Source organism: Streptomyces sp. NPDC001415 (assembly GCF_053597395.1).
In genome coordinates this window covers 13,087-33,379 of record NZ_JBSFIE010000012.1, presented here as the reverse complement: position 1 = coordinate 33,379, position 20,293 = coordinate 13,087, and the positions used below count along the sequence as shown (strand labels likewise).

Genomic DNA, 20,293 nt, shown 5'->3' with positions numbered 1-20,293 from the left:
TGTCGTGAACCGGTCGATCCGGCTGGCGCGGGCTCCGACCAGCGTGGTGCTACCGGAACACCCGACCCGCTCCCATGCCAGGGACGCGGGCGGCAACGAGGGGCCCCTCGCAAGCGTCGAGGAGCGGCACGCGCCACCGCTCCGAAACGTCGCGCTCCGGCACGTGCCGGGGGTCGACAAGCCCGCCGCCGGTCACCATGCGGGGTCAGAATCGTGCATCAGCGTGTGTCAGTACTCGCCGTCGTCGCTGAACGCCTCGTTGAGCAGAGCGCCGCCGACCAGACCGGCGGCCCCGGCCCCGAGCAGCGCGCCCGTGCCGAAGCGGCGGGGCTGATTCTCGCCGGGCGTCTGCGGATATCCCTGCTGCGGATAACCCTGCTGGGCCGGTGCCGGGTATCCGGCGTGCGGGTCCGTCGGCTGGGGCGTGCCGTAGTAGGGCGGCGGCGTGCTCTGGATCCGCTGGGCGCAGTCCCCGCACGTCTGGACCTGGCGGGGCGTTCCCCACTGGGGCGACCACATGACCCAGGTGGTGCCGGTGCCGTGGTGGGGGTCGAAGAAGCAGGTCATGGGGGAACTCCCTGGGGGTTGTTGAGGTGCGTCCGGCGTCGCCTGGGATGCGGCGGGGGCCGGAGCCTGGTGTCCTGCGGGTACGGGCGACATGGGCGCCGCGCTGTTGCCGGGAGTCTGAGGGAAGGGCGAAATGGCGGCCGGGGCGGTGTTCCCGCGCAGGACGTCGACGCCGTAGTCGGTCGCGATGCCCGCGAGACCAGAGGCGTAGCCCTGGCCGATGGCGCGGAACTTCCATTCCGTACCGTGCCGGTACAGCTCGCCGAAGACCATCGCGGTTTCGGCCGATGCCTCCGTCTTCAGGTCGTAGCGGGCCAGTTCACGGCTGCCGTCCTGATCGACGACCCGGATGTACGCGCCTGTGACCTGGCCGAAGGTCTGGCCGCGCCGGTCGGCCTCGTACAGGGACACCGGGAAGACGATCTTCGCTGTGTCGGCCGGTACGCGTACGAGGTCGACGTGGATCTGCCGGACATCCCGTCCGCCGCCGACCCCCGCGTTCTCGACGAGGGTGACCGAACCGTCAGGGCTGCGCGGGTTGTTGAAGAAGACGAAGTGCTGGTCGGACAGGACCTTCCCGGCCCCGTCGCACATCAGCGCACTGGCGTCCAGGTCGTACCCGCCACCGGCCAGGGCCGGCGTCTGCCATCCCAGTCCGACGGTCACCGCGGTCAGTCCGGGTGCCTGCTTGCTCAGCATCAGGTTGCCGCCCTTGGTCAGGGCCGTTGTCATCGTGCTCCTCCATGCGTGTCCGTGCGCGGTCCTCGGACTGCCGCCTGCAGTCCGGCTCACGTTGCGGGGCCGGACGCGACAGGCGCGGTTGGCCCCGCTCTCCTTTCCCACCCCATCACTCGCCGCGGAACACTTCACTCCGCCGGTCGGCGGGATCACCCCCGCCGACCGGCGGCCACTCCCATCGCCAACCGCGCGCCTCGCGCCTTGCTGTTGGTGAGGGCCCGACCAGACAGGCGCTCGCCCTCCGAAGCGCGAACATTGGCTCGATATGGTTTAACCGTCAACCTGTGTAGAGGGCATGCTGATTGGAGCGTCGGAGACCATCCAGGTATCCGGCTCAACACTCCACCCAGCCAACGGAGATGACCCCACATGAGTCAGGCCATGCCGCTCCGCCTCCACCACCACGCTTGGATCACCGACGACCAAGAGGCCAACCGTCGCTTCTACGAAGACGTGATCGGCCTTCCCCTGGTGGCCACATGGACCGAACGCGAGGTGCTGTCCGGAGCCGAACGCGCTTACAGCCACTGCCTCTACGGTCTGGCCGACGGCAGCGCGCTCGCCTTCTTCCAGTTCGCCGACCCCAAGGACCAGGAGGAGTTCAAGACGGACATCAATGCCACCCCCTTGCGCCACCTCGCCTTCAAGGTCGAGACGGAGACCCAGGAAGCCATACGCCAGCGCATCGACGCGGCCGACTACGCAGGGTCGAACGCCCACGTGCTCGACCACGGCTTCTGCATCTCGCTGTACGTCACGGACCCCAACGGACTCATCCTGGAGTTCGCTGTCGACCACCCCGACGCGGACAAGATCGACGCCGAGCGACGCGCCACGGCACACTCCGACCTCACCCGCTGGCTCGCCGGCGACCACACCAGCAACAACCACTGGCGCTGACTCCCGCATGCACGGCGCTGGGAGAGGACGTGGCGGGTGCCGACGGCCGGAGCGATCGGGCGGGCCCGCCTCAGGCTGGGGCCGGAGCCGTTGAAGGCCTTGTTCGCGCGGGTGTGCCGGCCGGTGGCCGACCGGACACGGTCCGCGCCTGGTACCGGCAGTGGCGGCTGGGCGCGGTGGACGGCACCGGTTTGGCGATGCCCCGCTCCACATACCCGCTCAGGCTGATGAGCAGCACGCCCTCGCAGGCCCGGGCCAGGTTGCGTAGAGCAGGTCGCGCCGGAGCAGTACTGCCCATGGGCCCGATGTGATGGGGGCGTACGCAGCGAACGTTGATCCGGGCGGCCCTGTCGGTGATCGCATCGACCACAACGTGGGTGATCTGGCGTCTCTGATACTCGGCCGCGGCACCGAGTGCGAGCCGCATCACTGCCGGGTAGGTCGTCTCACAGGCGGCGGCGAACTCGGCGAACCGGTCCAGGCCGCTTGCTCGTTCGGCAGCAGGGTAAACGGGCTTGAGGGTCTGGCAGGCCCTTCCGCGCCTTGCCAGCGGCGGGAGAGGATCGTTGAAGGGGCGTGTGAATGCTCCGGCCGCCGGGTGACCGGTGGCCGGAGCGGGGAGGGGAGTGGGTCAGGAGGCGGTGCCGGTGACGGTGTTGCCGGACTTGGTGACGGTGTAGGTGACGGTGGCGCCGGTCCAGAAGCGGAAGGTGAGGGTCACCGGGGCGCCGTCCTTGAGGGACTTGAGGAAGTCGGCCTTCACGGTGGTGGTGTTGGCGGTGTAGTCGGTGCGGTAGTTGTCGAACGACTGGTACGTGGTCCAGGAGGCCGGGCCGGCGGCGGTGCCGTCGGCGTAGGTGGACTGCACGTTGGCCATCAGATCACCGTTGAACCGGGTCGGGATGGTGAGCCCGTCGAGCGTTCCGGTGGCGCCGGAGAGAGCTGGCTTGTCGTTGGAGCGCACGAAGAGCTTCCACGGGACGCCGCCGGAGTACCGGACCTGGAGGGTCGCGTTGAGCCCGGGGGCCCGGTTGCCGGCGAGCCGGGTGAGGGCCTGCGCGGTCAGCGTGAGCTGGTTGCCGTTGAGGGTGTAGTCGCGCATCGGTATCAGCGGGACGTCGCCCTGCCAGAGCCCGGTGAACCGATGCCCGTTGGGGTTCAGCGTGATGGTCCGCGCCGTGATGGGGCCGGTGCTCGGCAGGAAGACGTTGTCGGTGGAGGCGGTGCCCGAGCGGGTCCGCCAGGACGACTTGATCAGGGCCTCCATCTCGGGGACCTGCCACCGCATGGTGCTGCGGTTCAGGAAGTCGTTGGCGGCGTCCCAGACGGCGGAGGTCATGCCGTTGCGCCGCGCCTCGTAGTTGACGTGCTCGAAGTACTTCAGCATCTCGCCGCGCTCGACCACGCCGGAGTAGGGCGAGGTGAGCAGTCCGTACTCGCCGAGGTAGACGGGGACGCCCTTGGCGACGAGCGTGTCGTGCACTCGCCGGAAGCCCTCGGTGAGGTCCTTCTGGCTCGTGGCGTCGTAGGTCGTGCCGTTGGCGATGTTCACGCTGAACGGGTACCAGCTGTAGTAGTGCACGGTCGCCACCAGGTTGCGGTCGTGCAGCGAGTTGATCGTCGTCGACAGGTCGTCGAGCCAGTGCTGGGCGTTGTTGGTCTCCTCCGAGGGCAGGACGAGCAGGCGGTCCTTGTTCCGTCCGCCGCTGTTGCGGACGATGCTGTGGAACGAGGTGTTGAGCTCCCGCAGATACTGGGTCTTCTGGGCGTCGGTGGCGTTGTCGAACTGCGGTTCGTTGATGCTCTCCATGAGCAGCGTGCGCGGCTCGTCCTTGAAGGTGGTGGCGATCTGCTGCCAGGTGGAGTTGAACCGCGCCATGATGGTGTCGTGGTTGGTGGACATGTACTTGATCCACTGCCACGAGTCGTGGTGGACGTTGATCTCGACGTAGAGGCCGTCCTCCAGGGCGAGGTCGACCACCTGCTTGACCCGCTTCATCCACACCGGGTCGATGGTGTAGGGCGCGGTGGCGGACTGGTGGGTGTACCAGGTGATGGGGATGCGGACGCTGCGGAAGCCCTGGGCCTTGAGGCCGTCGAACGTGGCCTTGGTGGTGAGCGGGTTGCCCCAGGAGGTCTCGTCGGGGATCGCGTCCAGGGTGTTGCCGAGGTTCCAGCTGGGCTGCATCTGAGCCACGGCGGCCATCGGGTCCTTCGGGACCCGGACCCCGGCCGCCTCGGCCGCCGACCGGGGCTGGTCGACGGGTGCGGCGATGGCGGTGCCGCAGGCGAGGCTGCCGGTGGTGGCCAGGGCGACCACGAGGCCGGCCGTGCGGCGGAGCCGGCGGCTGTGCGGGCGTGCGGTCTGCTGTGCGTCGTTCACGGATGTCCCTTTCGTGTGAACAGGGTGCGGGAAGCCCCTGGCGGGTGGTCAGGGGAGCGGGAGGGGCTCGTAGTCGAACCGGTCGAAGTGGACGGTTCCGGTCGCGGCGTACATGCCGATGACCCGGCCGGTGAAGCCGCCGGCCACCTCGGTGGACAGGTAGCGTCCGGCGAGGGTGGCGAGCACGCTGAACGTGCCGTCGGGCTCCTCGATGCCGAAGGAGAGGGTGTCGGGCCCGGTCCGCGCGCCGCGCGGGGGTTCCGGAGCGATCTCGACGCCGAGCACCACCGCGCCGGCGGGCACCGGCCGGGTGGCGACCTCGGTGCGCAGCGGGCCGATCCGGGCGAAGACCTTCACTTCGCCGTCGGTCGCCTCGATCTCGTAGTGGTGCTCCTCGTCCAGGCGGGCGGCCAGGCCGCCGCTGCCGTCGGCGGGATCGATCAGGGTGCGGGCGCGGCAGGCGAGGTGCTGCTGGCGCCGGCCGACGAACACCGCGTCGTTGTCGTCCAGGGAGGCGCCGACGGCGCGCAGCGTCAGCCAGCCGGATCGTTCCTTCGTGGTGCACGAGCCCTCCGGGCGCTCGCGCACCGAGATCCACTGGGGGTGCAGCTCGGCCTGGTCGAAGTCGTCCCGGGCCGGTACGCCGGGCACGGGGCGCAGCGGCCAGGCCGGGGTGGGCAGTTCGGCGGTGACCTCGCCGACGACCGGCCAGCCGTGCACCCACTCGACCGGGGCGAGGAAGGTCTCCCGGCCGAGTACGTGCCAGCCGGGGGTGCCGCCGCGGGGCCGGACGGCGAGCAGCACCATCCACCAGGAGCCGTCGGGACCCTGTACGAGGTCGGCGTGCCCGGTGTTCTGGATCGGGCGGGGGGTGCCGCGGTGGGTCAGGATCGGGTTGGCCGGGCACGGTTCGAACGGGCCGGAGGGCGACGGGCCGCGGGCGATGGAGACGGCGTGGCCGCGTTCGGTGCCGCCCTCGGCGATCATCAGGTACCAGTACTCGCCGATCCGGTACAGGTGCGGGGCCTCGGGGGCCAGGGCGCCGGTGGTGCCGGACCAGATCCGGTGCGGTTCGCCGAGGGTCTCGCCGGTGTGCGGGTCGATGCGGACCTGGGAGACCCCGGCGACGGTGCACCAGCAGGTGCCGTCCTCGTCCCAGGCGAGGTCCGGGTCGATGCCGTGGACCCCGGGCAGCCGGACCGGGTCGGACCACGGGCCGGCAGGGTCGGTGGCGGTGAAGAGCAGGTTGCCGTCGCCGCTGACGTTGGTGACGATCAGCCAGAACCGGCCGTCGTGGTGGCGCAGGGTGGGGGCGTAGATCCCGCCGGAGGACGGGCTGTCGAGCGGGAGCCGGAGCTGGCTGGGCCGGTCCAGGGCGTTGCCGATCTGGGTCCAGTTCACCAGGTCGCGGCTGTGGAAGACCGGGATGCCGGGGAAGTACTCGAAGCTGGAGTTGACGAGGTAGTAGTCGTCACCCACGCGGCAGATACTGGGGTCGGGGTGGAAGCCGGGGATCACCGGGTTGGGGACGGTGCTGCCGGGCCGGGAGTGCTCTGACACGTGGGTCGGTTCCTTTCGGTGCTTCGGTTCGGGAGGGGGTGGTGCCCCGGGTCCTGGGGAGCCCGGGGCACCACCGGCTCAGCGGTTCAACCGATCGCGCAGGAGGCGCCGTTGAACCAGAAGGCGGAGGGGTTGGCGTCACTGCTGGACCAGGTGGACTTGAAGCCCCACTGGACGCTGCCGCCCTGCGGGACGGTGGCGTTGTAGGACACGTTCCGGGCGTTGACGCTCCGGCCGCTCTGCGACACCGAGGCGTTCCAGCTGTTGGTGATGCTGTTGTCGCCGGGGAAGGTGAAGCCGAGGTTCCAGCCGTTGACCTGGCCGAGACCGTTGTTGACGACGGTGATGTTGCCGACCGCCACGCCTGGCGCTCCCGGCCACTCGTTCTTGTTGTAGACGACCCGGCAGGCCGCGCTGGTCGGGTGCATCTGGACGACCGTGATCCCGTAGGCCGGCACGGTCTGGGTGGTCGGGCTGCCGCTCTGGGCAGTGCCGATCCCGTGGGCGTTCTTGAGGTAGGAGTGGACGGTCGGGGTGGCGGAGGACGGGGTGAACCCGGAGTAGGAGAGGTTCACCGTGGCGTCGTTGTTCGGGTCCTTGTTGATCAGCATGACGTCCACGTCGCCGGTGGCGCGGCGGACGGCGTGCGCGGAGATCAGCGAGGACGAGCTGGCGGCCTTGACCAGCGTGTCACCGGGTGTGCCTAGCCTGCTGATCATCTGGGTGCCGTAGTAGGCGGGGAAAGGGGTGTTGACGGACGGCTCGCAGGAGGCGCCGCTGGAGACCATGCCGCCGTCGTTGTAGTCGGTGGCGCCCTCGACGGTGGTCACCTTCGAGCAGTCGGTGCCGTTGCGCAGGTCCCACCAGTCGACGTTGAACGCGCCGTTCTCCAGCCAGGTGAGGTAGTTGTCCGGGGTGAACAGACCGTTGGGGGAGGTGTCCAGGTAGGCCTGGGCGTTCGCCTCGGTCACCGCGATGCCGACGTTGGGGGCGTTGGACCCGGCGTACTGGTTGATCAGCGAGCGCACGGTGCCGGCGATGTTCGCGTTCTGGGCCTGCGGCTTGGTGAGCAGGTCGGCCGGGCTGGTGCTGGTGGGGTAGGCGTGCACGATGGCGAAGTCGATCTTCGAGCCGGCGATCGACATCACGGTGTGGTTCCAGTCCATGGTGTCGCCCGGGCCGACGATGCCGTCCGGCCAGTAGCCGGGGGCGGCCAGCACGGCGCCGATCTTGATGCCGGGGTCGGCCGCCTTCATCGCCGCGATGTACTGGAGCAGGTTGTTCGCGTAGGTCGTGGCGCTCTTGCTGCTGTGGGTGTCGTACTCCCACTTGGCGCCGTACTCCCCGTTGCCGTAGACCTCGTTGCCGACCTCCCAGTACTTGATGCCGTAGCCCTTGGTGACGTTGGCGTACTGGACCCAGGCGGCTGCCTCCTGGGGGGTGCCGGAGCCGTAGTTGGCGGTGATGATCGGCTGCGCTCCGGCGGCGCGCACGGTGGCCATGAAGGCGTCGAAGCCGGTGTTGGGGGCGACGTACGCGCCGTCTTCGGCGGTGCCGGTCTGCCAGTGGTAGACGTCGGAGTGGCTTCCGCCGGGGTAGCGGACGGTGTTGATGCCGGCCGTGCTGAGCAGGCCGGGGGTGGCGGCGGAGTTCATGTTGGCGTCGTAGACCGGGATGTTCACGCCGACGCCGGTGGCGGGAACGGTGGCGAGCTGCAGGGCGGCATCGACCGACACCGACACGGAGTTCGCGGCGGCGGCGGGCGGCGCGACGGAGGCGATCGCGCCGGTGAGCGCGAGCGACAGGGCCGCCGCGACGGCTATGACGCGATCATGACACGAGCTGACTGGCCATCTCAATTGCGTCCCTCCAGGGGGTGGGGGTGCGTGGTGTTCGAGTGGGGGAAGCGAACTCCCGCGTTTCTGGTGGCAGAGGCCCGGTGCGGCTGCTGGGATCGGGCCCGGACGCGAAGCGTGTCCCGTACGGATGCGGGCCGGCGCGGTGGGGCGCGCGCGGTCGCGGTCTGCATCGTCAACTCCCTTCAGGCGGCTCCTCGGTGAGGCGCAGCAGGACGGCGGACGGGGCCGTCGGCAGGGTCAGGGTGAGTTCGGCGGTGTCCGGGTTCCAGGACGTGGCCGCCCGGCTGGAAGCCGGGTAGAGCACCTCGACGCGGACCTCGGCGCCGGCCAGGTGGGGCAGGTCGAGTTCCCTGACGGAGTCCGTCCCGTGGCGGCGCCAGGCGGTGACGTAGGTGGTCGTCGGGGTGTGCAACGCCAGGGCGATCCACGGGTCCTCCCAGGCCGGGAGCCCGAGCGGCCAGGCGGGCAGCGCCTGCGGCAGGTCGGCGCGGATCGACTTGTGGACAGTCACTGCTTCGTGGACCAACTCCCTTGCCTCCGGGGAGAGTTCGGTGAGCCGGCCGGAGAGGTGGATGCGACCGAGGAGCGCGTTGGCCATCGTGAGAGCGACTTCGTCGGGCGAGTCCTCGGGCAGCGGGTAGGCCCACACGGCGCCCTGCTCGGGCGTGACGGCGGTGGGGGCCGCCGCCGCGATGGGCGGGTAGCGCAGCAGGTCCTGCTGGTCGCTGGTGGACTGCAACTGGAGCCGGGAGAGCAGCGCGTGGTCCATCCGCATGCCGCCGGAGGCGCAGTTCTCGATCACGAGGTCCGGGTGCCGGTCCAGGATGCCGTCGAGCCAGGCGAGTTGGGCCCGGTTGTGGCCGAGCAGCCCGGCCGCCGGGGCCTCGCCCGGGTGGCCGCTGGTGCCGGAGCCCGGGTCGGTGTTGTGGTCGAGCTTGAGGTAGCCGATGCCCCAGTCCCCGACCAGGCGGTCCACCACACCGTCCAGGTGCGCCCGGGCGGCCGGGTGGCGCAGGTCCAGGTGGTAGCGGCCGCCGCCCTCCTCGACGCGCGCCCCGTCACGGCGGAAGAACGCCTCCTCCGGGAGGGACTTGGCCACCGGGCTGGACACCCCCACCGCCTCCGGCTCCAGCCATAGACCGGGGACCATGCCCAACTCCCGTATGTGGTCCAGGACGTCATGGATTCCGTTCGGCCCGGGGAAGCGGGAGGTGGACGGTTCCCAGGCCCCGACGGTGCTCCACCAGCCGCCGTCCGTGTCGTCGTACCAGCCGGCGTCGATGACGAAGCACTCCGCGCCGGCCTCGGCGGCGGCGTCGATCAGGGGCAGCAGCTTGGCGGTGGTGGGGTCGCCCATCAGGCAGTTCATGTAGTCGTTGAAGATGACCGGCAGCCGGTGGTGGTCGACGTGCGGTCGGCGGGTGGCGCGGCGGTAGCGGGTGAGGGCGGCGAAGGCGCCGTCCGGGCCGCCGTCCGAGGCGAGCGCGAGGGCCACGGGTACGGTGCGGAACTCGGCGCCCGGCTCCAGGGGGAGCCGCCAGCCGTGGTCGGCGTCGTTCGGCCCGTACAGCGCCGCGTACGCGGTGTCGTCGCGCACCCCGCACTCCCAGCGCCAGCCGCCGCCGTTGTGCTCGATCTGCCACAGCCAGGTGCGGCCGGACTGACGGTCTGTCAGGCCGCCCATCGGCAGGTGGCCGCAGCTGGACCACACGCCCTGCCCGGCCACGACGTGGGTGCTGCGGCCGGAGGTGGTGGGGAAACGGCGGCCCCGCTCGGGCGAGGACACCCGCAGCGGCTGACGCTGCCAGCGGCATTCGGCGAACCAGTCGTTCTCCGCCCACAGCAGGTCGGAGCTGTCCAGAGCCGCCGGGTCGCCCCCGGTGAGGCAGCCGGACACGAGCGAGGCGACCGACTCCAGGTGCAGCGTCCGCGGCCCGTCGTTGCGCAGGAGCACCTCGCCGCGCAGCACCGGCAGGCCGTCCGGGGAGCGGTAGACCGCCTCGGCGGTCAGACCGGTCTCCGGCTCGTGGAGTTCGACGGTGAGTACGTGCCAGTCACCTTCCCGGGTCGCGCGGTGGGAGCGGTGGCGCAGCCGTCCGCCGAGGGCGCTGTTGACGAGGTGCCGCCCCGACCAGTAGCGGCCGAGGCCGGCGGTCGTCACCTCCACCAGCGGCAGCGGTGCGGCGGGGCGTGGGGTGGTGGTCTTCTCGCCGGGGGCGCCGAGGCGGACAAGGCGGGGTGGGCCCTGCTCGTCCAGGGCGATCTCCAGCTCCAGGGCGTGGTGGCCCCAGCGGATCGTCTCGTGCGGGTCGCTCATGGTGGCCTTTCTCGGTGGGGCCGGAAGACGTGGGAGCGTTCAGCGCATGCGCAGGACCGCGCAGCCGCCGGGCGGCAGCTCGGCCAGCGGCCCGTCGGTGAGCAGGTCATGGCCCGGCCGGGGCAGCGGGACCGCCTCGCCGCGGTGGTTGAGCAGCAGGTGCCAGCGGCGGCCGTCCGGGGCGTGCCGGGTGACGGCCTCGACGCCGGGAAGCAGGCCGGGCAGCTCCGGGCCAACCCCGGCCTCCGCGAGCAGTCGGCCGACCAGGGCGGCGTAGCCGGCGTCGTCGAGGCGGGTGGAGAGGTACCAGCCTTGGCCGGAGCCGAAGTCGTGGCGGGTGAGCGCCGGGCTGCCGGCGAGCATGCCGTGGGTGTACGCGGCGAGCGCCTCGGCGCCCTCGGTGCGCAGGGACTCGCTCCAGGAGGTGGCCGTCGAGCCGTCGGAGAGGACGACCTCCTCGTCCCGCGCCAGCGGGCGGTGCTCCTCGACCCGGATGCCCAGCGCGTCCCGCAGCGGTGGGGCCGGGTAGCCGCCGAGGCGGGCGTGGAGACGCTCGTCGACGACGCCGCTGAAGTGCTGCACCAGCAGGGTGCCGCCGCCCTCGACGTAGCGGCGCAGGTTCTCGGCGCCCGCGTCGGTGAGCAGGAACAGGGCCGGTGCCAGGACCAGCCGGTAGCGGTTCAGGTCGTGCTCGGGATGGGCGAAGTCGACCGTCACGTCGGCGTCCCACAGCGCCCGGTGGGCGCGGCGCAGTGCGTCGTGGTAGTCGAGTTCGGACGACGGGAGCCCGTCGGTCCGCATCGCCCACCAGGCGTCGGAGTCGTGCAGGACGGCGACTTGGGCCCGGACGGTGGAGCCGGCGAGTTCGCCGAGCCGGGCGACGGCCTCTCCGGCCGCCGTGACCTCGCGGAAGGTGCGGCTGTCCGGCCCGGCGTGCGGGACCATCGCCGAGTGCCACTGCTCGGCGCCGGCCCGGGACTGGCGCCATTGGAAGAAGAGTGCGCCCTCCGAGCCGCGGGCGATGTGGCCGAGCGAGTGGCGCAGGATCTCGCCCGGCTCCTTGGCGAGGGTACGGTCGCCGGCGTAGACGGTGTTGGTGCCCTGTTCCATCAGCAGCCAGGGTGCTCCGCCGCCGAAGGAACGGGCCCGGTCGGCGCCGAAGGCGGTGTCGGCGGCGGCGCCGATGCCGGGCGTGGTGGGGTAGTGGTCGACGGCCACCAGGTCGACCTCGCGGCCGAAGGCCCACAGGTCCAGGTTCTGGTAGGAGGGCAGCATGAGGTTGGTCGTCACCGGGCGGTCGCTGTGGGCGCGGATCGCGTCGCGCTGCTCGCGGTAGGCGGCGAGGGTCTCGTCGGACCAGAAGCGGCTGAAGTCCAGGGCCTGGCCGGGGTTGCGGTGCCACTGGCTGGCACGCGGCGGCAGGATCTGCTCCCAGGAGGTGTAGCGCTGGCTCCAGAAGGCCGTCCCCCAGGCCTCGTTGAGGGTGTCGAGGCAGCCGTGGCGGGCGCGCAGCCAGACCCGGAAGGCGGCCGCGGTGTGGTCGCACCAGCAGAGCGTCATGTACTCGTTGTGCACGTGCCACAGGGCGAGCGCCGGGTGGTCGCCGTAGCGCTCGGCGAGGGCGTCGGCGATGCGGCGGGCGGCCCGGCGGTAGGCGGGCGCGGCGAGGCAGTACGTGTCCCGGCTGCCATGGGTCAGCCGGGTGCCGTCGGGGCCGACCGGCAGCGCGTCCGGGTGGGCCAGGGTGAACCAGGGCGGTGGGGAGGCGGTCGGGGTGGCCAGGTCGACGGCTACGCCGTTCGCGTGCAGGCGGTCGAGGTGGGTATCGAGCCGGCCGAAGTCGTAGCGGCCCTCCTCGGGCTCCAACAGGGCCCAGGAGAAGACGCCGACGGTGGCGAGGTTGACCCGCGCCCGGCGCATCAGCTCGTCGTCCTGCTTCCACACCTCCGCGTCCCACTGCTCGGGGTTGTAGTCCCCGCCGAAGGCGAGGCCGCCGAGGCGGTCGGTGAGCCGGCGCATGTCCATCTGGGAACCGTCCCTCGGGTCGTGGTGTCAACTGCGGCGCGGGGCCGGTGCGGTGCTCTCGCGAACCATCAACACCGGTTGTGTCAGGAGGAGTTGGTCCTCCGGCTCGTCACCAGCGACGGTCGCGGCGATCCTCGCCATGACCTGCTCGACGGCGGCCTGCCCGAGGTCCTTCTTCGGACCGGTCACGGAGGTGAGCCGGGGCGAGTGCTGCTCCGCCAGGGAATCGGGGCAGATGGCGATGACGGAGGCGTCCTCCGGTACGGTCCGCCCGCCGGTTCGCAGCAGGCTGAGCAGGGGGCCGATCGCGGTTTCGTTCTGCACGACGAACCCGGTGGTGTCCGGCCGGTCCGCGAGGATGCGGGCCAGGGTGCCGGCGGTGCTCTCGTACGTGCCCTCGCACGGCCGGTGGAGGACGCGCAGACCGCGCCGCTCGGCGCGGCCGCGGAACCCGTTGAGGGTGCGCTCGGCGTAACCGGCGTGCCTGCGGTAGACGCCGCTGCTGTAGCCGATGAAGGCGATGTCGCGGTGGCCGAGGTCGGCCAGGTGGTCGGCGCAGAGCGCGCCCGCGGTGGCGAAGTCGTGGTCGACGCAGGAGAGTCCGGCGGGGTCGTCGGGCAGGCCGATGAGTGCGGCGGGGATGTCCTGGGCCCGCAGGAACGGGATGCGGTCGTCGTCCAGCCGGACGTCCATCAGGATGACGCCGTCGGCGAGTCCGGTGGCGGCGACCCGGCGGACCCCCTCGGGCCCTTCGTCGTTGGTGAGCAGCAGAACGTCGTAGCCGTGTTCGCGGGCGGCCACGGTCACGGCGATGGCGATCTCCATCATCGTGGGCACGTGCACCTCGGGGTGGAGCGGCACCACCAGGGCGATGATGTGCGAACGCTTGCCGGCCAGGGCACGGGCGCCCGCGTTGGGGTGGTAGCCGAGGTCCGTGATGGCCCGTTCGATGCGGACCCTGGTCTCGTCGGAGATCGGCCGTTTGCCGCTGAGGGCGTAACTGACCGTGCTCGACGAGACGCCGGCGTGCCTGGCCACATCGGCGAGTGTCACCATCGCTGTGCTTCCTTCGTGTCGGTTTCGGTGGGTAGCGGTCCCGGTCGTGCGGCGGGGAGGTTGGTCCGGGACCGCTACCGGTCCGTGGGGCCCCGGGCCCCGCGCGGGTTGCTCAGCCCTTGATCGCGCCGGTGAGCACACCGGTGCGCAGGTGCTTCTGCACGAACGGGTACACGATCACCAGGGGGATCAGGGTGAGGACCACGACCGCCATCTGCAGCGACAGCGGCGCGGTCTGCGCGTGGCTGCTCCCGAAGCCCGAGTTGACGGAACCGGGCAGGCCGTTGGCCCGGTTGACGTAGGTGAGCAACACGTACTGCAGCGGCCACTTCTCACTGTCCGTCGGTATGTAGAGCATGACGTTGAAGAACGAGTTCCAGTAGCCCACGGCGTAGAAGAGCGCGGTCACCGCGGTGACGGCGCGTGAGGTGGGCAGGACGACGGACCACAGGATGCGCCAGTCCCCGGCGCCGTCCATCCGGGCCGCGTCGATGAGTTCGGCGGAGGTCTCCTGGTAGAAGGCGCGCAGCACCAGGATGTTGAAGACGGAGACCGCGCTCGGCAGGATCAGCGACCACCACTGGCCGTAGCCGCCCAGCCCGGTGACCACCAGGAAGCTCGGGATCAGGCCGCCGCTGACGAACATCGTGACGATCAGCAGCATCAGGACGAAGCGGTGCCCGAGGGAGCGGGGCCGGGAGAGGCCGTAGGCGCACAGGACCGAGATGGTCATGGAGATCGCGGTGCCGACCACGGTGATGCCGAGGCTCACCATCAGCGCGGTGCGGACGGTCGGGTCGCTGAGCATCTGCCGGTACGTCTCGATGGTCAGGCCGTCCGGCCAGATCACCAGACCGCCGGCCCGGTTGATGGCACCAGGGGTGGAGAAACTGGTCAGCACGATGATCCAGAGCGGGACCAGGATGACGGCGAGCGTCCCGCCGAGCGTGAGTCCCTTGGCGGCCTGGCCGACGGCGGTCGGCGGCTCCTCCCAGGCCGGGCGGACGGACCGGGAGCGGCGGTGGGCGGCCGGGGCCGCCGTACGGCGTTTCTCGCTGCGCGAACCGATGGTGAGTGTGTTGGTCATTTGCGATACAGCCCGTCCTCGCCGAAGGCGTGCGCCAGCTTGTTGGCACCCCAGATGAGCAGGAGGGAGACCACGCTCTTGAAGAGCCCGGCCGCCGCGCCGTAGCTGTAGCCGCCGGTGGCGATGCCGTAGTAGAAGGAAAAGGTGTCCAGGACGTCCGCGGCCTCGTGGCCGACGGCGTCGCGCTGGATCAGGAACTGCTCGAAGCCGACGCTCAGCGCGTTGCCGAGCCGCAGGACCAGCATCAGCACGATCACCCCGCGCAGACCCGGCAGCGTGATGTGCCACATCCGCCGGAACCGCCCCGCACCGTCCGCGGCCGCGGCCTCGTACAGCTCGGTGTTGATCGCGCTGAGGGCGGCGAGGAAGACGATGATCCCCCAGCCCGCTTCCTTCCAGACCGCCTGGGAGGTGACGAGCAGCGCGAAGGTGTGCGGGTTGGTCATGATGTCCCAGGTGCCGATGTCGTGCTGGCGCAGGAACTGGTTGAGTACGCCGGCGCCGCCGAGCATCTGCTGGAAGATCGTGACCGCCAGGACCCACGAGAAGAAGTGCGGCAGGTAGACCACGGACTGGAAGAAGTTGCGGATCCGTTCGCTGATCACCGTGTTGAGCAGCAGGGCCAGGGCGATCGGGATCGGGAAGAAGAGGACCAGCTGGACGAAGCTGAGGTACAGCGTGTTCTTCATCGAGGCCCAGAAGGCCGGGTCGTTGAAGAGTTGCTGGAACTGGTCGAATCCGACCCACTCGCTGTGCCAGACCCCGACCAGTGGGTCGTACTCCTGGAAGGCGGTGACGATGCCGAAGAGCGGCACGTAGTTGAACACCAGGAGCAGGACGACCGTGGGGATCGTCATCAGCAGGAGCGACTTGTCGCGCCTCAACCTGACCCGCCAACCGAGCCGCGCCGGCGCGGCGGGGCGCTTCGGTGCTGCGATGCTCACTGGCCGGAGCCGTACTTGTTGAGGACGTTGTCGGTCATCCACTGCTTGAGCCGCTTCCCGGGGCCGGAACGCCAGCCGGCGATGGCGGCCTGCACGTCGGAGACCTTCTTCTTGCCGTGGTAGCAGTCCTTGAGGGTGTCGTTGACGCTCTGCGCGGCCTGGGCGGTGGCGAGCGCCGGCGGCATGCTGAAGTTCATGCCCCAGAAGGGCGGCTTGGTGAGGTACTTGACGTTGGCGGCCGACCAGCCCGCGTAGTCCTTGGTGACTTGCTCGCCGCCCGGGTTGCTGATCACGGAGGCGGGAGCGGCCAGGAACGGGTAGGTCGTCGCCTGGACGTCCTTCTTGCCCTCGTCCGTGAAGGTCGGCACGCGGTTCACCCGGGTGTGGTGGACACCCTCGACCCCGAAGTTGACCAGGGTGTACTCGGCCGTGCCGTAGGGGGCGGCGAGGTAGTTCGCGACGGCCAGCAGTTCCTCGATCTGAGCGGGCTTCAGATTGGCGTTGAGGTAGCTGATCATGCTGGAGCCGGCGCCCATGTAGGCCACCGGCGTGCTCTTGCCGTCGGCGGCGATGGCGTTGAACGCGCCGCGCCGGTAGTTCGGGTTCGCGGCGACGCCGGACTGGTGGTCGGACAGGTTCCAGGCGCCTAGTCCGCCGCCCCCGATGAGCGTCTTTCCGCTGTAGAAGCGGGTGTTCCCGTTGGCGACGTCACCGGCGAGCGCGTCCGGGTGCATGTAGCCGGAGGTGGCCAGCCGGTAGTGCCAGTCGAGGGCCTCCAGGAACTCCTGCGTCTCGAACATGTGGACCAGCTTGCCGTTGTCGATCCGCCAGTTCATCGGAACGTTCCAGGCGGTCTGGAGGTAGACCCACACGTCGTCGAAGGCCCACACGCCCCGCTTGGCGTCGGTCAGTTCCTTGCCGAGGTTCATCAGGTCGTCGGCGGACTTCACCTGGTCGGCGGTGATGCCCCGGGCTTCGAGGATGTCCCGGCGGTAGAAGGTGGCACCGGGCATGCCGAAGCTGCTGGAGGAGCAGGGGATCCCGTAGAGCTTGTCGCCCCAGATCCCGTTCTGCCAGGCGCCGGTGGGGAGGGCGGCCAGGTTGGGGTACTTCTTGACCTTGTCGCCGGACAGGTACGGAGTCAGGTCCGCCAGCTGGGTGCCGGCCAGCCCGCCGGTGTCGAAGCTGGAGTTCCACCAGGCCGGCAGCTGAATCCAGTCCGGCAGCTTCTTGGCGGCGGTCATCGTCGGGAGGATGGTGTCGTAGTGGATCCCGTCCGCCGGCTTCATGGTCAGCTGGACCCCGAGCGCCTTGCTCATCGCCTGGTAGAAGGAGTTGCCGACCGGCGGGGCGGTGCCCCACAGCGGAGTGACCGCCGTATAGCTGCCGCCCTTGCCCGGAACGCCGGAGACGGTGACGGGCGGGGAGGCCGGGTAGGAGAGGTACGCCGGGTCGGTCGCGGCCTCGGCGGCACCCCGGACGGAGGCTATGTCCGGCTTGACCGCGTTGGCGTTCGGCACATAGGCGGGCAGGGCGGCCTTCAGGCCCTCCTTGGTGTTCGCCCCGGCCTTCTTGGTAGAGCCGCCGCCGCAGGCGGACAGCAGGGGCGCCATCGCGGCGGCTCCCGCGACCGTGGCGGCGGTACTCAGGAAGCTCCTGCGGTTCATGCCGGTTCTCATGGTGGCGTGGCCTCTCTCCGTCGAAGCGTCGAAGCGCTTGGAAGTTTCGGCGAGACTAATGACGTGTTACCGGTTGAGCAAGAGCCTGAACAAATACAAAATCCTTGCTTTCCTGGGTAGTTGACAGGTTCTTCCGGAGCGTGCCAGCGTCGAAGGGCTTCGATGAGCGACCATCGAGCCCAGCCGCCCGAGGGGTATTCCACGTGAGTTTCGTTCCCGTCCCCGCAGCCGATCCGCCTGATTTCCGTGATCCCGCGCTCCCGCTGCGCAAGCGCGTCGACGACCTGGTCGAACGGCTCACGCTCCACGAACGGCTCGCGATCCTGCACCAGTACGCGCCGGCCGTGCCGCGTCTGGGCGTCGCTCCCTTCCGTACGGCAGCGAGGCCCTGCACGGCGTCTCCTGGCTCGGGGAGGCGACGGTCTTTCCGCAGGCCGTAGGCCTCGGTGTCAGTTGGGACGGGGACCTGGTGCGCCGGGTCGCCGACGCGGTCTCGACCGAGCTGCGGGCCTTCCACTACCACCGTCCGCCGCCGACTGGCGCACGGCTTTCACTGCCATGATCGAGGCCCTCCTCGACGACGCCGACCACTGGCGCTCACCGCTGGACGTACCGCCCGGCGACCTCCGAACCCTGGTGGCCGAGACGGGTACGCCCTCGACGAGGTCACCGAACCCCGCCTCGTCCACTTCGACCTGTGGCCGGGCAACATCTTCGCCCACCCGGGCGACGACACCAGGCCGGTCCGGATCACCGGCCTCATCGACCACGAGCGGGCGTTCTGGGGCGACCCGGCTGCCGAACTGGTCTCGCCGGCCTTCGACGGCGACGCAGGCCCGGACAGCGACCTCGCCACCGGCTGCGCCCCGCGCGGCTACGGCGGGGACCACCTCGCGTTCTGCCACGGGATGCTCGCCGAAGCCGTCGTCCGGCTCCGAGCGCCGGGGTAGGTGCGTACAACCACGAGCACGGCACTCGGGTATCGGCCCGCACACACTCGCCCTTCGAGAGAAGAACAGAGGTATCACGCTTGTCCTACAGCATCCGCGCGGGCGGTCTGGAACGGCACACCGCCGCAGAGGTCCTCCGCATCGAGCCCTGGGGACCGGACGCCGTCCGGGTGCGCGCCTCGTCCGGGACCATCGATCCCGCCGCTCCCGGCGCGCTGGAGAACCCCGCACCCTGCCCGCAGGCCGAACTGTCCGTGGTGGACGACGACTGTGCCCGTCTGGTCAACGGCCGCCTCGCCGTCGAGGCTTCGGCCGACGGCCGACTGAGGTTCTGCCACGCCGTCTCGGGCCGCGAACTCCTCGCCGAGAAGGGCCCGTACGCGCACCACGCCGGCCATCGCATCCACGCGGCGGGCGGCCGGACGGAACAGTCCTTCGAGGCCTATGACGGTGAACGGCTGCACGGCCTGGGGCAGCATCCGCACGGGCGCCTGGACCAGAAGGGCTGTGTGATCGACCTCATCCAGGCCAACACCGTGGCGGCCGTCCCCTTCCTGCACTCCTCGCGCGGCTACGGACTGCTGTGGAACAACCCCGCCACGGGCCGCGTCGAACTGGGCGCCGACACCACGCGGTGGACTGCTGACGGCGGCGGGCGCATCGACTACTGGATCACCGCCGGCGACACCCCGGCCCAGGTTCTGGACTCCTACACGCGGGCCACCGGCCGTCCGCCCCTGCTTCCCGAGTGGGCGACCGGCTTCTGGCAGTCCAAGCTGCGTTACCGGACCCAGGACGAACTCCTGGCGGTGGCAAGGCAGTACAAGGAGCGTGGGCTCCCGCTGTCCGTGATCGTCTGCGACTTCTTCCACTGGCCGAGAATGGGCGACTGGCGCTTCGAGCAGAGCGAGTGGCCCGACCCCGCCGCCATGGTGAAGGAGTTGGCGGAGCTCGGGGTGAGGCTCGCCGTCTCGGTGTGGCCCACCGTCGAGCCCGACAGCGACACGCACGACGAGCTGCGCGCGGCCGGACACCTCGTCCGGGACGCCGACGGCGGCCTGCTCACCTTCCCGTGGCCGTCCCGGTACGCCGGGGATGCGCTGATCCGTCCGATGGCGTACTACGACGCCACCCACCCCGGAGCACGCGCCGCTCTGTGGCAGCGGCTGAACGACAACTACCGCTCGCTGGGCGTGGCGCTCTTCTGGCTGGACGCCTGCGAGCCCGACCTGCCCCCGGACCGCGCCGACCGCGCCGTCTACGCGGCAGGGCCGGCCGCCGAGGTCGCGAACCTCTATCCCCTGGAGCACGCCCGCGCGGTGGCTGACGGCCTGCGCGCGGCGGGCGAAGACCGGCCGCTGTCGCTGGTCCGCTCCGCCTGGGCGGGCAGCCAGCGGCACGGGGCCCTGCTGTGGTCCGGCGACATCCCGACCACTTTCGACTCCCTCGCACGCCAGATCAGGGCGGGGCTGAACGTCGCGATGAGCGGCATCCCCTGGTGGAACACCGACATCGGCGGCTTCTTCGGCGGTGACCCGGACGACCCGGCATACCGTGAGCTGCTGGTCCGGTGGTTCCAGTACGGCACCTTCAGTCCCGTCATGCGGCTGCACGGCGACCGCGTGCCCAACTTCCCCACCTTCTCCGCCGACATGACCGGCGGGCCGAACGAGGTCTGGTCGTACGGTGAGGAGGCGTACGGAATCCTCCGCGACCACGTGTTGTTGCGCGAGCGCCTGCGCCCATACCTGAGGACGCTGTCCGAGGAAGCCCACCGCACCGGCGCCCCGCCGATGCGCCCGCTGTTCTTCGACTTCCCCGAGGACGAGCGCGCCTGGGACGTGGACGACCAGTTCCTGCTCGGTCCCGATGTGCTGGTGGCACCCGTGTACGAGGCAGGCGCCCGGACGCGCCGGGTGTACCTGCCGTCCGGCGCCCGCTGGCTCGAACCGGTCACCGGACGCGTGCTGGAGGGTGGAACGACGTTCGACGCGCAGGCCCCACTGGACCGCGTCCCGGTCTTCGTGCGGGAGGGGGCCGACGTCGCGGACCGGCTCGGCTGACTCCGCTCGTCGGCTCTGACCGCCAGGTGATCACCCCGTCCCGCGCAGGGGAGTGCGGGGCGGGGCGCATGCCCACTGGGCACGGCTCGTTGGCCGCCGCGGTGACCGTACCGCCCCTTTGACCCGCGGCTGCCGTGCTGCCACACCTGTGGCTCGGCGCCCACC

The 20,293-nt window shown here is 70.6% G+C and carries 14 protein-coding genes and 1 pseudogene; 5 read left to right on the top strand and 10 right to left on the bottom strand.

Annotation, left to right across the window (positions count from 1 at the left end; translation table 11 throughout):
* Positions 1 to 228: 228 nt before the first annotated feature.
* Positions 229 to 1,299, bottom strand: coding sequence for a TerD family protein (locus tag ACWC2B_RS18220; RefSeq protein ID WP_450717647.1), 1,071 nt, complete (start codon positions 1,297 to 1,299; stop codon positions 229 to 231).
* Positions 1,300 to 1,674: 375 nt separating this feature from the next.
* Between ACWC2B_RS18220 and ACWC2B_RS18215 the strand changes: the two genes are divergently transcribed.
* Both ACWC2B_RS18215 and ACWC2B_RS18210 read left to right on the top strand, forming a co-directional pair.
* On the top strand, positions 1,675 to 2,205 hold the full coding sequence (locus ACWC2B_RS18215; RefSeq protein WP_450717645.1) for a VOC family protein: 531 nt from the start codon (positions 1,675 to 1,677) through the stop codon (positions 2,203 to 2,205).
* Positions 2,206 to 2,241: 36 nt separating this feature from the next.
* Entirely contained in the window at positions 2,242 to 2,433 is a 192-nt protein-coding gene (locus ACWC2B_RS18210) for a hypothetical protein (protein WP_450717643.1), read from the top strand.
* Between the two features lie 403 nt (positions 2,434 to 2,836).
* On the opposite strand, the gene ACWC2B_RS18205 is transcribed toward ACWC2B_RS18210, so the two are convergent.
* The 9 genes from ACWC2B_RS18205 to ACWC2B_RS18165 form a co-directional block, all read right to left on the bottom strand.
* On the bottom strand, positions 2,837 to 4,588 hold the full coding sequence (locus ACWC2B_RS18205; RefSeq protein WP_450717641.1) for a cellulase family glycosylhydrolase: 1,752 nt from the start codon (positions 4,586 to 4,588) through the stop codon (positions 2,837 to 2,839).
* A 48-nt stretch (positions 4,589 to 4,636) separates the two neighbouring features.
* Positions 4,637 to 6,148, bottom strand: a complete 1,512-nt coding sequence (locus tag ACWC2B_RS18200; RefSeq protein WP_450717639.1) for a glycoside hydrolase family 43 protein — start codon at positions 6,146 to 6,148, stop codon at positions 4,637 to 4,639.
* An 86-nt stretch (positions 6,149 to 6,234) separates the two neighbouring features.
* Positions 6,235 to 8,007: a cellulose binding domain-containing protein gene (locus tag ACWC2B_RS18195; RefSeq protein WP_450717637.1), complete on the bottom strand. Its 1,773-nt coding sequence runs from the start codon at positions 8,005 to 8,007 to the stop codon at positions 6,235 to 6,237.
* A 172-nt stretch (positions 8,008 to 8,179) separates the two neighbouring features.
* A complete protein-coding gene (locus ACWC2B_RS18190; protein ID WP_450717635.1) occupies positions 8,180 to 10,324 on the bottom strand; it encodes a glycoside hydrolase family 36 protein in 2,145 nt (714 codons plus the stop codon).
* A 39-nt stretch (positions 10,325 to 10,363) separates the two neighbouring features.
* The gene (locus tag ACWC2B_RS18185) at positions 10,364 to 12,349 is read right to left on the bottom strand and encodes a beta-galactosidase (protein ID WP_450717633.1); all 1,986 of its coding nucleotides are present in this window, start codon (positions 12,347 to 12,349) and stop codon (positions 10,364 to 10,366) included.
* A gap of 27 nt (positions 12,350 to 12,376) precedes the next feature.
* Positions 12,377 to 13,405: a LacI family DNA-binding transcriptional regulator gene (locus ACWC2B_RS18180; RefSeq protein ID WP_450717631.1), complete on the bottom strand. Its 1,029-nt coding sequence runs from the start codon at positions 13,403 to 13,405 to the stop codon at positions 12,377 to 12,379.
* 112 nt (positions 13,406 to 13,517) lie between these two features.
* Positions 13,518 to 14,492: a carbohydrate ABC transporter permease gene (locus ACWC2B_RS18175; protein WP_450717629.1), complete on the bottom strand. Its 975-nt coding sequence runs from the start codon at positions 14,490 to 14,492 to the stop codon at positions 13,518 to 13,520.
* Positions 14,489 to 15,436 carry an ABC transporter permease gene (locus tag ACWC2B_RS18170; protein WP_450717627.1) on the bottom strand — a complete coding sequence of 316 codons (948 nt, stop codon included), beginning with the start codon at positions 15,434 to 15,436 and terminating at the stop codon, positions 14,489 to 14,491. The genes ACWC2B_RS18175 and ACWC2B_RS18170 overlap by 4 nt, the downstream gene beginning before the upstream one ends.
* Positions 15,433 to 17,103: an ABC transporter substrate-binding protein gene (locus ACWC2B_RS18165; RefSeq protein ID WP_450717625.1), complete on the bottom strand. Its 1,671-nt coding sequence runs from the start codon at positions 17,101 to 17,103 to the stop codon at positions 15,433 to 15,435. Before ACWC2B_RS18165 ends, ACWC2B_RS18170 begins: the two co-directional genes overlap by 4 nt.
* 215 nt (positions 17,104 to 17,318) lie before the next feature.
* Here ACWC2B_RS18165 and ACWC2B_RS18160 point away from each other — a divergent pair.
* The 3 genes and pseudogenes from ACWC2B_RS18160 to ACWC2B_RS18150 all read left to right on the top strand — a co-directional run.
* Positions 17,319 to 17,626 (top strand): annotated as a pseudogene (locus ACWC2B_RS18160) (sugar hydrolase); the annotation flags it as partial.
* On the top strand, positions 17,562 to 18,065 hold the full coding sequence (locus tag ACWC2B_RS18155) for a phosphotransferase family protein (RefSeq protein WP_450717623.1): 504 nt from the start codon (positions 17,562 to 17,564) through the stop codon (positions 18,063 to 18,065). The pseudogene ACWC2B_RS18160 and the gene ACWC2B_RS18155, both read left to right, overlap by 65 nt.
* 80 nt (positions 18,066 to 18,145) lie before the next feature.
* Complete coding sequence (locus ACWC2B_RS18150) at positions 18,146 to 20,128, top strand: glycoside hydrolase family 31 protein (protein WP_450717621.1); 1,983 nt, start codon at positions 18,146 to 18,148, stop codon at positions 20,126 to 20,128.
* Positions 20,129 to 20,293 lie beyond the last annotated feature (165 nt).

What these genes read in the sequence shown, in the direction of transcription:
- ACWC2B_RS18165 (WP_450717625.1), bottom strand. Translation starts at nt 17,103, where the DNA reads ATGAACCGCAGGAGCTTCCTGAGTACCGCCGCCACGGTCGCGGGAGCC.
- ACWC2B_RS18185 (WP_450717633.1), bottom strand. Translation starts at nt 12,349, where the DNA reads ATGGACATGCGCCGGCTCACCGACCGCCTCGGCGGCCTCGCCTTCGGC.
- ACWC2B_RS18180 (WP_450717631.1), bottom strand. Translation starts at nt 13,405, where the DNA reads ATGGTGACACTCGCCGATGTGGCCAGGCACGCCGGCGTCTCGTCGAGC.
- ACWC2B_RS18175 (WP_450717629.1), bottom strand. Translation starts at nt 14,492, where the DNA reads ATGACCAACACACTCACCATCGGTTCGCGCAGCGAGAAACGCCGTACG.
- ACWC2B_RS18220 (WP_450717647.1), bottom strand. Translation starts at nt 1,299, where the DNA reads ATGACAACGGCCCTGACCAAGGGCGGCAACCTGATGCTGAGCAAGCAG.
- ACWC2B_RS18190 (WP_450717635.1), bottom strand. Translation starts at nt 10,324, where the DNA reads ATGAGCGACCCGCACGAGACGATCCGCTGGGGCCACCACGCCCTGGAG.
- ACWC2B_RS18215 (WP_450717645.1), top strand. Translation starts at nt 1,675, where the DNA reads ATGAGTCAGGCCATGCCGCTCCGCCTCCACCACCACGCTTGGATCACC.